Annotated in this window: 11 protein-coding genes and 1 riboswitch; of the genes, 4 read left to right on the top strand and 7 right to left on the bottom strand. The window is 39.4% G+C overall.

The window, feature by feature from the left end; genetic code table 11:
- The first annotated feature begins 22 nt into the window (after nucleotides 1-22).
- The 3 genes from I6F49_RS08400 to I6F49_RS08390 all read left to right on the top strand — a co-directional run bounded on the left by I6F49_RS08400 (nucleotide 23) and on the right by I6F49_RS08390 (nucleotide 5,473).
- On the top strand, nucleotides 23-1,201 hold the full coding sequence (locus tag I6F49_RS08400; RefSeq protein WP_197179747.1) for an efflux RND transporter periplasmic adaptor subunit: 1,179 nt from the start codon (nucleotides 23-25) through the stop codon (nucleotides 1,199-1,201).
- 2 nt (nucleotides 1,202-1,203) lie between these two features.
- On the top strand, nucleotides 1,204-4,353 hold the full coding sequence (locus tag I6F49_RS08395) for an efflux RND transporter permease subunit (protein ID WP_197179745.1): 3,150 nt from the start codon (nucleotides 1,204-1,206) through the stop codon (nucleotides 4,351-4,353).
- A gap of 229 nt (nucleotides 4,354-4,582) precedes the next feature.
- The gene (locus I6F49_RS08390) at nucleotides 4,583-5,473 is read left to right on the top strand and encodes a dienelactone hydrolase family protein (protein WP_197179744.1); all 891 of its coding nucleotides are present in this window, start codon (nucleotides 4,583-4,585) and stop codon (nucleotides 5,471-5,473) included.
- A 68-nt stretch (nucleotides 5,474-5,541) separates the two neighbouring features.
- Here I6F49_RS08390 and rhlP read toward each other — a convergent pair whose 3' ends face one another.
- The 3 genes from rhlP to I6F49_RS08375 are packed head-to-tail and all read right to left on the bottom strand — an operon-like array spanning nucleotide 5,542 to nucleotide 7,678.
- Complete coding sequence (gene rhlP / locus I6F49_RS08385) at nucleotides 5,542-6,336, bottom strand: rhombotarget lipoprotein (RefSeq protein ID WP_197179825.1); 795 nt, start codon at nucleotides 6,334-6,336, stop codon at nucleotides 5,542-5,544.
- 48 nt (nucleotides 6,337-6,384) lie between these two features.
- Nucleotides 6,385-6,729 carry a lactoylglutathione lyase gene (locus I6F49_RS08380; protein WP_197179742.1) on the bottom strand — a complete coding sequence of 115 codons (345 nt, stop codon included), beginning with the start codon at nucleotides 6,727-6,729 and terminating at the stop codon, nucleotides 6,385-6,387.
- A 13-nt stretch (nucleotides 6,730-6,742) separates the two neighbouring features.
- Nucleotides 6,743-7,678 (bottom strand): LysR family transcriptional regulator, encoded by a 936-nt coding sequence (locus tag I6F49_RS08375; protein WP_197179740.1) that lies wholly within the window; start codon nucleotides 7,676-7,678, stop codon nucleotides 6,743-6,745.
- A 175-nt stretch (nucleotides 7,679-7,853) separates the two neighbouring features.
- Here I6F49_RS08375 and I6F49_RS08370 point away from each other — a divergent pair, with 175 nt between their 5' ends.
- Complete coding sequence (locus I6F49_RS08370) at nucleotides 7,854-8,507, top strand: nitroreductase family protein (RefSeq protein WP_197118862.1); 654 nt, start codon at nucleotides 7,854-7,856, stop codon at nucleotides 8,505-8,507.
- Nucleotides 8,508-8,630: 123 nt separating this feature from the next.
- Here I6F49_RS08370 and I6F49_RS08365 read toward each other — a convergent pair whose 3' ends face one another.
- The 4 genes from I6F49_RS08365 to greA all read right to left on the bottom strand — a co-directional run bounded on the left by I6F49_RS08365 (nucleotide 8,631) and on the right by greA (nucleotide 12,240).
- Entirely contained in the window at nucleotides 8,631-9,017 is a 387-nt protein-coding gene (locus tag I6F49_RS08365; protein ID WP_165728247.1) for a hypothetical protein, read from the bottom strand.
- A 279-nt stretch (nucleotides 9,018-9,296) separates the two neighbouring features.
- Nucleotides 9,297-9,950, bottom strand: a complete 654-nt coding sequence (ribB, locus tag I6F49_RS08360) for a 3,4-dihydroxy-2-butanone-4-phosphate synthase (RefSeq protein WP_165728274.1) — start codon at nucleotides 9,948-9,950, stop codon at nucleotides 9,297-9,299.
- Nucleotides 9,951-10,090: 140 nt separating this feature from the next.
- Nucleotides 10,091-10,276, bottom strand: a riboswitch (FMN riboswitch).
- 76 nt (nucleotides 10,277-10,352) lie between these two features.
- Complete coding sequence (locus I6F49_RS08355; protein WP_166420692.1) at nucleotides 10,353-11,411, bottom strand: S66 family peptidase; 1,059 nt, start codon at nucleotides 11,409-11,411, stop codon at nucleotides 10,353-10,355.
- Between the two features lie 352 nt (nucleotides 11,412-11,763).
- On the bottom strand, nucleotides 11,764-12,240 hold the full coding sequence (gene greA / locus I6F49_RS08350; RefSeq protein ID WP_165741007.1) for a transcription elongation factor GreA: 477 nt from the start codon (nucleotides 12,238-12,240) through the stop codon (nucleotides 11,764-11,766).
- Nucleotides 12,241-12,279 lie beyond the last annotated feature (39 nt).

Genomic DNA, 12,279 nt, shown 5'->3' with positions numbered 1-12,279 from the left:
ACCAATTATGAAGGAATGCCTTGTGGCTACTACAAAACAAATAATACTCCCAATTGCAGTTTTAGCAGGCGGTATTGCTTTAGCTTTCGCCTTTATGGCCATGAAAAAGCCACCGGAAGAAAAGCCTGAGCAAGACATTCGCCCTTTAGTTGCGACCCAAAGCATACTCTTAGATTCTATAACGCTCGATGTTAAATCGTACGGCATAGTAAAACCAAAAGATCGTACCGAATTAATAGCACAAGTAAGTGGGCAAGTTATTTTGGTGTCAGATCAATTTGTTGAAGGCGCATTTGTAAAGCAAGGCGATATTTTAGCACGAATTGATGCAAATGATTACGAGGCAGACTTTATTGAAGCGCAAGCAGGTTTAGCTCAAGCAAGCTCAGCACTTGAAATAGAACGCGCACAAGCACATGTAGCAAAAGCTGAGTGGGAGCGTATTAAATCTGACTCAAGCGACGCTATTGCATCAGAGCTTTATTTACGCAAACCACAATTGGCCGAAAAGCTCGCGCGTTACCGCTCTGCTCAAGCAAGTGTTAAACGTGCTAGCCGCAATCTTGAACGTACTTATATTAAAGCCCCTTATGATGCCATTATTAATGAGCGTACAATTAGCTTAGGTTCAGTAGTAAACCCAGGTAATAGCTTTGGTGCACTGAGCGCAACCTCGGTTGCAGAGGTTCGTTTACCGGTTGCCGATCAAGAACTGCAATATTTAAAAAATGGCGGCGTAGGTTCAAACGTTACATTTAACGCAGAATACGCGGGTAAGCAAACAATGTGGCAAGCCAAAGTAATTCGCACTGAAGGCGTGGTAGATCATACAAGCCGCATGAGCTATTTGGTAGCACAACTTGCAACACCTTACGGCGATAAAACACGCCCACTACGTTTTGGTTCGTACATTAACGCTACCATTGAAGGTCGCCCGCTTGATAACGCGATTATTGTTGCGCACCACTTAGTTAAAGATAATAAAATTGTGATTTTAAACGAAGATTTAACCTTGTCATTTAAAACGCTAAATATTATACGCGAACAAAACGGCATGATTATAGCCAGCCAAGGCTTAAAAAACGGCGAGCAAATTGTTACCTCAGCGCTTGAATATCCAACTGAAGGCATGGCAGTAAAAATTGAAGATATTGCGCCTGATAAAACTGACATTACTCAACTTGCGCTGAAAGAGGAATAGCCATGAACACTCGTGAAACAGGGTTAATAGCATGGTTTGCCCGAAATCCCGTTGCTGCGAACCTGCTAATGATATTTATATTAGTGGGCGGTCTTTTAATGGCGATGACCATTCGCAAACAAATGTTCCCACAATTTGAAAGCAACTGGATAAGCGTACAAGCAATTTATCCTGGGGCTGCCCCGCAAGAGGTTGAAGAAGGCATAACCATAAAAGTTGAAGAAAACCTTGAAGGTCTTGAAGGCATTAAACGCCTAATTACCTACTCTAACCGTGGTTTTTCTCAAGCGTGGATTGAAATAGAAGAGCAATACAATCCACAAGAAGTACTTGATGAAATTAAAGTACAAGTTGATTCAATAAACACCTTTCCTGCTGGAATGGAACGCCCTGTTGTTCGCCGTGATAAGTTTGAGCAAGAGGTAATGATACTCGCGCTTTATGGCGACATGAGTAACTACCAGTTAAAAGAGCTTGGCAACGATATAAAAGATGAGTTACAAGCTCTGCCTCACGTTAACCTGGTTAATTTTAATGGCGGTTTAGAGTACGAAATTGGTATTGAAGTCAGCCCCGATAAACTGCGCGAATACGGCTTAACATTTAGAGATATTGCAGGCGCTGTGCAAAGCTTTTCGGCAAATATGTCGGCGGGACAAATACGCTCTGAAAACGGTTATATTTCGATGCGTGTTGAAAAACAAGCCTACCGTGGTTTTGAGTTTGAAAAACTGCCACTTATTACTCTTGCTGATGGCGCACAAATTTATTTAGGCGATGTAGCAACCATTAACGATGGCTTTGAAGAAGGCTTACAGTATTCTAAATATAATGGTAAAAACTCACTCTCGTTTGAAGTCAACGCATCAAAAGATCAAGACATTACCGATGTAGCAAAAGTCCTTAAAAGCTACATGGCCACTAAAGAGCCACTTTTACCTGCAGGCGTTAAGCTCTCCCCTATTGTTGATTTAACTTACTACCTTGAAGGTCGACTCGATATGATGGTCGATAACATGATTTGGGGTGGCTTGTTAGTAATGATAGTACTAGCATTGTTTTTACCGCTACGCTTAGCATTTTGGGTAATGATGGGTTTACCGGTTTCGTTTTTAGGCGCCTTTTTGTTTATGCCTATTGGCTTTTTAGATGTAACAATTAACCTAGCCTCGCTATTTGCCTTTATACTCGTACTTGGGATTGTAGTGGATGACGCCATAGTTGTGGGCGAGTCAGCCAGTGCCGAAATAGAAAAATACGGCCACACACTTGATAACGTAGTACGCGGCGTAAAACGTGTTGCGATGCCAGCAACCTTTGGTGTGCTAACAACTATTGCGGCATTTTTACCACAAACACTCGCAACTGGCCCTGGCGCTGCTTTTTCTAAGGCAATTGGTGGCGTTATTATTTTATGTTTGATTTTTTCACTCATTGAATCAAAACTAATTTTACCTGCGCATATTGCAGCAATGAACCCACGTAAACCAAACTCTAAAAACCTATTACATCGCTTACGTATGGTGATTGATAGTGGTTTAAAAGGCTTTGTGAATAACTACTACCTTCCTTTTGTTAGCCGCTGTATTCACTATCGCTATACCGTAATTGTTGGCTTTATGTGTTTGCTTATTGTAAGCGCAGGTATGTTTGCAGGTGGTTTGGTTAAGTTTGTACCAAACCCTAAAATACCACACGACTTTCCGCGTATTGATATAGAAATGAACCTTGCTTCGTCTGAGCAAGCAACGCTTGAAACCGCACGTAAAATAGAAAGCGTGTTGTTAAAGGTCGATCAACAACTAAAAGAACAATACGGTAAACCGATGATCCGCGATTTATCGGTAAGCCTGCGCGGACGAACGCAAGCAAACATTATGGCCATTTTAGTAGAGCCTGATTTACGTCCTATCGACACCTTTGCCCTAAGTGCATTATGGCGCGAACAAATGCCCGCTTTACCTGGCGTTAAAACCATGACCATTCAAGACAGTATAATGAATGGCGGTCGAGATGATGGCGACGTTAGCTTTAAACTTGAAGGCAAAAATGCTGACGAACTAAAAGAAGTGGCAGGTAAATTAAAAGCCAAATTACAAACAATGGAAGGTGTTGGCGACGTAAACGACTCAATGCAAAGCGCCACTGACGAAGTACAGCTAGATTTAAAACCACTGGCTTACAGCATGGGTTTAACGCTTGCTGATGTCGCATCGCAAGTAAGCTTTAGTTACTACGGCTTAGAAGCGCAGCGAATATTGCGTGAAGGCGAAGAAATTAAAGTCATGATCCGCTACCCAGAAGACGAACGTAATTCAATAAGTGACATCGCAAGTGTGCGTATTATTACACCTACTGGCGCTGAAGTACCGCTAAGTGAAATAGCCGAAGTTAAATTGGTTGACGGTGTAAACCGTATTCGCCGCGAAAACTCTAAACGTACTGTAAACGTATGGGCTGCGGTAAATACCGACAAAGCCGAACCCTTTGCAATTGCTGAGGAAATTCGTGATGAATACTTACCATCATTACTTAAAAGCTACCCCGGCGTTACAAGTGATGTAGCTGGGCGCATTCAAGAAGAGATGGACAGCGCCTCAGAGCAGCTTCGTGATTTTGGTATATCAATGATGATTATATTTGCGTTATTAGCGATTCCACTTCGCTCTTACTCGCAGCCACTTATTATTATGTCGGTTATTCCGTTTGGTGTAGTTGGCGCTATGTTTGGGCATATGATTTTAGGTATGACCATGAGTAGCTTATCTATGTTTGGGATTATTGCTGTAGCGGGTGTGGTTGTAAATGACTCCCTCGTTATGGTTGATTTTGTAAACAAAGCACGCGCTGAAGGTGTCGCAACTAAAGACGCTGTAATGCAAGCCGGTGCACGTCGCTTTAGAGCGATACTACTCACCTCAATCACAACCTTTATTGGTGTAATGCCAATTATTTTTGAAACGAGTTTACAAGCTAAAATAGTTATCCCAATGGCTGTATCACTTGCCTTTGGTGTGTTATTTGCCACCGTAATTACACTGATACTTATACCGTGCCAGTATGTTGCACTAGAAGATGCTAAACGATTAGTACGTAAAATGCGTGGCAAGCCACCACTAGTAGATGCCCAACCAGCGCCTACTCACAGCTAAATAAGTAATATCCCAACCAAAAAAGCTCGGCATACTCTATGCCGAGCTTTTTATTTTTATCTTAAAAATAATATTCAACTATTCACTAATATTACTTCTACTACTCATTTTTTAACACATAGACTCCATCAACAGTCCTAATAATTGAGAGAAATATTGCTCGTTTTTTATCCCTAATACGTTATGGTATTTAAATAATAAATATACATAATAAAGTTAAGGAACAGCCATGAATACATCTCCCTCTGATCACATCCCTCAAGAAGCCTTTGATTGGTATGACGAATACGCACACGGTTTAATGGACCGCCGTACGTTTATGAAAAAACTCGGTGGTTTAGCTGCGCTTGGTTTTTCGATGGCTGTACTTACATCAGCGCTATTACCTAATTACGCGTTTGCTGAGCAAGTCTCGTTTAATGATGACGATATTACGGCAACGTACGAAGAATTCGATTCACCAGATGGATATGGTAAGGGCAAGGGATATTTAGCCGTACCTAAAAACGTAGAAGGAAAGCTCCCTGTTGTGCTAGTGGTACACGAAAACCGTGGATTAAACCCGTACGTAAAAGATGTAGCAAGGCGCTTAGCTAAGGTAGGCTTTATTGCGTTTGCACCCGATGCGTTGTTTCCACTAGGTGGCTATCCTGGTAACGACGATGAGGGTCGTGCTATGCAAAAAACAATGGATCGCGCTAAAATTCAAAACGATTTTGTAGCCGCTGCACACTTTTTAAAATCGCATGCTAACAGCAACGGTAAGCTAGGCGCTGTTGGGTTTTGCTTTGGTGGCTACATTGTTAATTACTTAGCCGCAGTAGATAGCAACTTACTCAGCGCCGGCGTGCCTTTTTACGGCACTCCTGCAAGTGAGAGTCTACGTAAAAATATTAAAGCGCCGTTAATGATTCAATTAGGTGAGCTTGATAAACGTGTAAACGCGTCGTGGCCACAGTACGAGCAAGATTTAAAAGCCAATAACGTTGAATACACTATGCATATGTATAAAGGGGCAAATCATGGTTTTCATAACGACTCTACAGGCCGTTATGATAAAGACAATGCTGAGCTTGCATGGCAGCGTACTATTGAGTTTTTTAATAAAAAGCTAAGTTAACGAATAAACAATAATGCCACCTGCTCAAAGTAGGTGGCATTATTAAAAAGTGCTTAGTTATTTTTGCTTTACGCTTTTTTGCTACGCATAACTAATAACGACAACAAAACGAGCAAATAAATACTCAAAGAGCCTCCGCTGCTAGAGCCATCTTTATTTTCGACTTTTGCAATTTTTTCTTCTTTAACACGTGTTTTAAACCTTGCTAGCTCTGCATCTAAATTAGTACTCATATCTGTAACAGCGAGATCGAACCCTTCTGCCGACTTTTCAGATAACGTTTCATCAATACCTATTGCTGTTGTTCTTTTTTCAAGCTTACTTATACCAGGTGCTCTAAATAGCATTTTTCTACTTTTTATGTCAAAAACGGCCGTATCAACAAAGGTTTGAATTGTATTTTCATTTCCCGGAATAACGTACATACCCACTATCGTCCAATAAAGTAAGGCGGCATTATTTTCATAAGATTGTGTAACTTGATCATATGAAACCAGTGCCATTACATCTACATCGTAAAGCCTCCCGACTTGCTCGAGTGTTGCAAAACCTTCACCTCCTTTTAAATAGGTACTTGGTATAACTTCAATGCGGTCAATATAATCATATTGTAAAAATGACTTTTTTACTTTTTCGAGCAATTCGACTTGGTTTTGGCTCTCTAAGCCGTCTGGTTGCCAGTTTTTAGACGGTACAAATGCAATTCCAACGGTAACAGGGAGTTTTAAAACAGGTATTTCAGGTTTATAGGTAGCACGGCTTTGTTGATCAGGATATAAGAAGTCCATTAAGCTACTAGATTGTGTATTTTTGCCTGTATTGTTACTCATAAACGAGCTACAAGAAGCAAGTAAAGCCGCCATCAAAATGATTATATATTTATTAAATCTCACATTTATTCCTTTTTATTTTTAATTTAATTCAGTTACATGCCAAAGCTCACCCGATGGTCCCCATAAGTAAATAACGCTACCCCAAGGTTCTTGTTTTATACCCTCAAAACGGATGTCGAAACCGCTTAAATTGCTAATAAGGTCATATGCTTCATCTATATTTAACACACAAAGTTGCAGCATTAAGTTTTCAGCAAACGTTTTATTATAATAACGCTGTAAAAAGAACGTACATTCGCCAAAGGTGCACACACATAAATCATTTGAGGCATCTTCAATCTTAAATCCAAGCGCTTTATAAAAACGCTGAGATTGCTCATAATTTTTACAGGGAATGAAAATTCTAATATCATCAACTTGCATAACTCTTCCTTAATTAGCTCAGTACACTTTTATCAATAATTCCTTTATTTACCAACTGCTGCAGAATAGTTTGGGATTTTGCTCTGCATGCATCACGTAGTAAACGTACCGCAGGCGTTATTGACTGCCTACTTGGGCAAATAAGCCAAAGTTCACCATTAGTGTGTTGATAACCTGGCAAAGTAGTAACCACTCTATCATTGAGTAAATCGTCGGCTATATCGAGTGCTGACTTTACCGCTAAGCCTTTACCCGCAACACACCATCGCCTCACTAGGTCACCATCGTTAGACGCGCGCCGGCCATCCATTTTAACTTTATATTTTGTCTCGCCATCGGTGAACTCCCATGTGTTATTTATAATATCTTGTAGTTGATAAAATAAGCCTTGGTGATTAGCTAAGTCGTCTGGATGTTCAGGAGAGCCATTTTGTAATAAATATTCGTCAGTTGCACATAATAAGCGCGGTACGTTGCAAATTTTAAAACCGTAAACGCTAGCGTCACTTGGCGAGCCATAACGAAGTGCTATATCAACTGAATCACGATAAAAATCAATATTACTGTCACTTATATGCGCTCGGAGGCTCAACTTAGGATAATTATCCATCAGCTCATCAATCCATGGGATAACTAAATTTCGCCCTAAGTCAGATGAAAGCGCAACACGTAATTCGCCTTCAATTTCGTCATGCTCACCTTTGAGGTTATGCTTTGCTTGCTCAAGTATTGCTAAAGCTTGTTCGCACTGAGGTATATAGCGCTCCCCAGCGGCTGATAACCTTAAATGACGTGTAGTACGTACAAAAAGTTCACTGCCCAGTGCTAATTCAACACGCTTAATTACCGCGCTCGCAGTTGCTGTGCGCATATCTAATTTAGCAGCTGCAAGCGTAATACTTCTAAACTCAGCTACTTTTAGAATAAGTTTTAAATCTTCTATGTTCATATTATCTATATATATTTGATAATGTTTCAATGATTATGATGTTTATTAAATGCAAAGCAAGCGCTATTATCAAATCCGTAAAATCTTCTTATTTAAAACTGATTGGTCACTATTGAATTATTTAAATTCAAACCAATTAATAACAACTCGCTCAATTTATTTATTTGGAAAAATAATGACTCACCCAATTATTAGTGATTTAGAAAAACGCTACACAACTAAACGTTACACAACTAAGCGTATTCCTCAAGATGACCTAGACGTAGTATATGAAGCTATGCGTCTTTCTCCTTCATCAATTAACTCGCAGCCTTGGAAGTTTGTTGTAATTGAATCTGATGAAGCAAAAGAACGTATGCATACTACCTTTGCTAATAAGTTTCAATTTAATCAGCCTCATATTAAAACAGCGTCGCACGTTATTTTATTTGCTTACAACCCTAAATATACACGTGACGATTACGCACAAGTAATTGATGCAGACATTAAAAACGGTCGTACTAAAGCAGAAAACCGCGAACAATCATTTGGTGCTTTCGCGTTTGTTGATATGAATACTGATGAGCAAGGCAATAACGCAACGTGGACTAAAGCGCAAACTTACATAGCGCTTGGTAACACAATGCATGCAGCAGCACGCTTAGGTATTGATTCAACTCCTATGGAAGGCGTTGATGCACAGCTTATTGGTGAAGTTTTTGAAAAAGAGCTAGATGGTTACATTTGTGATGTAGCATTAGTACTTGGCTACCATGATGACGCTGAGGATTATAATGCTAAATTACCTAAATCTCGCTTAGCAAAAGAGCAAGTTATTCAGGTTTTATAATTTTTCAAACCAAGCAGCTGGTGTATGTCAGCTGTTATTTTTCGCTTATACATTTATAAATACAAATCATATTCAGTCAAGGATCTAAGCATATTACTCTGTACTAATGTGCTGCAATAACTGTTAAGGCCACCTTAATATGGTAAGAAAAAGTATTAAACAAAAAATACAGCTATAAAACAATTGCATTACAGTGAAGGAAAACACATCGTCGGTTACAGTCACTATACCGTATCTAGATAGTGTCCAGCCATAACGAAAAGAATGCAATAAAGGCAACCCCACCATAAGTAAAAGTACCACGCTGTAAAATTGATTAATCGTGCTTAAAATCGACAGTTCAGCGAACAACATTAAGGGTAAACTGATACACAAACCAAATAAAAACACACCCGCTATTCTTTTATTAGAGCAGCTGGTCATTCGTAATATTTTTTTAGCCTCAGCCTCTTTTTCTATCGCATCATTATAGTGTTTTAATTCGTTTTCTCTTTTTAAAAATTCAGCCATTAATGCATTGAAATTCTCAGTGTATTTATCTTTATCTATATTAGCTTTTACATCGAACAATTCTTCAAGTGTATAGTTAGAATAATCTATTTTAATGGGGTAATTCCTTATAGAGTACTGTTTATAGCGGCTACAGAAAGTGCAATTCCTTCGCTAACCTTCTTAAATAACGTCAATAAAAACAAGTGACTATTACATTTCAAGTGCAAGTTAGACCCATAAAAAAACACGCAACAGATGCGTGCTTTATAATATATCTAAGGCTGACAAAATAGTAATTTAACCTACTTTAAGCTGCGCAGCTTGAATGTATTGCACGAGATCTTCAATAGAAACCACGGTCATATTATGCTTATTAGCATAATCACTCACTTCAGGTAAACGTGCCATTGAACCATCGGGGTTGGTAAGTTCGCAAATTACACCAAATGGTTTTAAGCCTGCAAGTTGCATTAAATCAACCGATGCTTCGGTATGACCACGGCGAACTAGCACACCGCCAGTTTGTGCTTTTAAACCAAATACATGGCCAGGGCGCGATAAATCACTTGGTTTTGCATTATCGGCTGTAGCAGCTTTAATAGTAGTCACTCTATCAACGGCAGATACGCCGGTTGTAACACCGTGCTTAGCTTCAATAGTGACAGTATAAGCGGTGTTATTTTGACTGGTGTTATTGGTTACCATTTGCGGTAGGTCGAGCTGTTTAATACGCTCCTCTCCCATGCATAGGCATACAATACCACTGCCTTCGCGGATCATTTCGGCCATTTGTGGGGCCGTTAAATGCTCAGCTGAAAAAACAAAGTCGCCTTCGTTTTCGCGGTTTTCGTCATCAACAACAAGTACGCCTTGCCCTTGCTGTAATGCAGCAATTGCGCTTTGTACACGGATATGGCTTTCGCCGAATTGAGTAAGTAGAGACTGAATCATCATTATATTCCAAATAAAAAATAATAGATTCAGGACACAGAAAGGCATGGCAAAGCCATACAAATAAAATCGTATGGATTAAACCAAAACAGCATTAAAAATGCTCACCAAAAAGCTACGTTTTGGTGTACATAAATAAGCTATATTCTCTTTCATCCGGACTCTAACCGTCGGCTCTGGCATCTCACCAGATCTGCTTGACCTTTACTTAACCTATTTAAACACTGTAAAAACAAGTTAAATAAAGCGCTCGCGGGCTCATTTAAGTTACAAATAACATTAAACATACCGCCGGTGGGGAATTTCACCCCGCCCTGAGAATTAACAGTAAGCGTTAGCACTTACTGCAAGCATATTATACGCCTGTATTTACTTGTTTTTCAAAACTAAATGCCATAAATACTACGAAAGTTGAATGTTTACCGATGCACTGTTTACTATACCTTCATTTATATCAGCAATAAGCGAACACATAGCACCGTTAACTAAATTTAAGTTAGGTTGAACGTGCCCTATGTCAGCATCAAAAATAACGGGAAATAAACACCCGCCTAATGCAACATCAAGCGCATGACGATAGTCAAAGGCATCATAATGACTTTGTGTAATTTCACTTCGCCCTAAAACCAAGCCATTGATGTCGTCAAATATGCCCGCTAATTTTAATGACAGTAAAAATCGTGCAACCGTGGTAGGCGTTAGCTCTGAGTTTTCGAGGTATAAAATAAGCCCTTCGGGTGCACTGTCCTTTTTAAATTCATGCAGTGCTAAAAATGGTGAGTCGAGCAATAAGCCGACTGTATCTAAACATCCACCAAATAAGCGGCCTGACATTTCTATGGTGCGTTTATCTGTATAGTTTAAACATTGCCATTTTGTGGGCTCACTAGGGCTTAGTAATTCATTCGGGTTTTGTGCGTAATTAGGCTTGTTTTTTTGATATAAAGAAGAAGGCCCTTGCTCAAATTTACTACCGGCTTCGTAAGTAAGAGTTTCGAATATTTGTAGGCTATACGCGTTTTTTTCATCTGGATGGAGCTGCATAAGGTTAGCGCTGTGAAGTGTTGCCCATTGGCACTTAGCGGTGAGTGCACATGCAATCGTGCTCACATCAGAAAACCCAACTAGCCATTTAGGTTTGGCTTGTTTAATCGCGTTAAAATCAAGTAGTGGCAATACCTCCATTGCCAGCTCACCACCCATTGGCGGCATAATGGCATCTATTTCATCATCTAGTAATAAACCCATTAGTTGCTCGGCATGGGCTTTAGCATTAAGCTCATTACGTGGTCTGTTTTGGCGTAAAAACTCCCCCTCTACAACCTCATAGCCACGGTGCTTTAATCCCTCTATCACAATATCTAATCGCCCGTGGTATTTTTCTTTTAGGCCTGATGACAGCGAGCAAATTGCAATTTTAGAGCCTACTTTTAAAGGCGCTGGGTAAAGAATATTAGCCATGGGTGTTCCTTTTTAATAAAGTGATTATGTACCTATATCAACACGTACACTCTTTATACAATATGAATGTATAAATGAGCTAATGCTTTGAGGTCAGCAAAATAATAATACCAATTCCATTAAGTATGTGATCTGAATTTTACGCCGAAAAAACAATTCAGTTCTAGGCGTAAATTGATGTAAATGGTTGTTCCCTTTACGAAATTAACAACAAATAAATGGGTTATTTTAGCAAGTAAAATAGATCAGCTATTTATTGGAATTGGTATAAGTTTTAATATTAAATTTCAGGCATAAAAAAACCGATGTAATTACATCGGTTTTTATTTAAAACGTTAAAGTGAGTTATACGTTAAAGATACTCAACTTCAATGATTTCGAACTCAACAATACCTTTTGGTGTTTGAATAGACACTGAGTCGTCCATTTGTTTACCAATTAAGCCACGCGCTATAGGTGAGTTAACAGATATTAAGTTATTTTTAATATTTGCTTCATCATCGCCTACAATACGGTATTTTACTTCAGCATCGGTTTCTACATTTACAATAGTCACCGTTGTACCAAAAATAACTCTACCGGTATTTGGCATTTTAGTTACGTCGATAATTTGAACATTTGAAAGCTTAGCTTCAATTTCTTGAATACGACCTTCGCAAAAACCCTGTTGCTCACGTGCAGCATGATACTCAGCGTTTTCTTTTAAGTCACCATGTTCACGTGCAACCGCAATATCACTTACGATTTTAGGACGGGTAACTGTTTTTAATTCGTTAAGCTCTTTACGCAGTAAATCTGCGCCACGAACTGTCATCGGAATTGATTGCATACTTTTCTCACTTAACACCAAGGCCCTAGTTGGCCTTGG

The sequence above is a fragment of the Pseudoalteromonas sp. SWN166 genome, from assembly GCF_015864485.1.
In the GTDB taxonomy this organism is placed as follows: domain Bacteria; phylum Pseudomonadota; class Gammaproteobacteria; order Enterobacterales; family Alteromonadaceae; genus Pseudoalteromonas.
The sequence above is the reverse complement of the archived record's forward strand: the minus strand, read 5'-3'. Positions and strand labels throughout refer to the sequence as shown.

Bases quoted from the DNA above. Each gene is read 5' to 3' on its own strand.
- I6F49_RS08375 (WP_197179740.1), bottom strand. From the start codon at position 7,678: ATGAACATAGAAGATTTAAAACTTATTCTAAAAGTAGCTGAGTTTAGA.
- ribB (WP_165728274.1), bottom strand. From the start codon at position 9,950: ATGATTCAGTCTCTACTTACTCAATTCGGCGAAAGCCATATCCGTGTA.
- I6F49_RS08395 (WP_197179745.1), top strand. From the start codon at position 1,204: ATGAACACTCGTGAAACAGGGTTAATAGCATGGTTTGCCCGAAATCCC.
- I6F49_RS08390 (WP_197179744.1), top strand. From the start codon at position 4,583: ATGAATACATCTCCCTCTGATCACATCCCTCAAGAAGCCTTTGATTGG.
- I6F49_RS08365 (WP_165728247.1), bottom strand. From the start codon at position 9,017: ATGGCTGAATTTTTAAAAAGAGAAAACGAATTAAAACACTATAATGAT.
- rhlP (WP_197179825.1), bottom strand. From the start codon at position 6,336: ATGGCGGCTTTACTTGCTTCTTGTAGCTCGTTTATGAGTAACAATACA.
- I6F49_RS08370 (WP_197118862.1), top strand. From the start codon at position 7,854: ATGACTCACCCAATTATTAGTGATTTAGAAAAACGCTACACAACTAAA.
- greA (WP_165741007.1), bottom strand. From the start codon at position 12,240: ATGCAATCAATTCCGATGACAGTTCGTGGCGCAGATTTACTGCGTAAA.
- I6F49_RS08380 (WP_197179742.1), bottom strand. From the start codon at position 6,729: ATGCAAGTTGATGATATTAGAATTTTCATTCCCTGTAAAAATTATGAG.
- I6F49_RS08355 (WP_166420692.1), bottom strand. From the start codon at position 11,411: ATGGCTAATATTCTTTACCCAGCGCCTTTAAAAGTAGGCTCTAAAATT.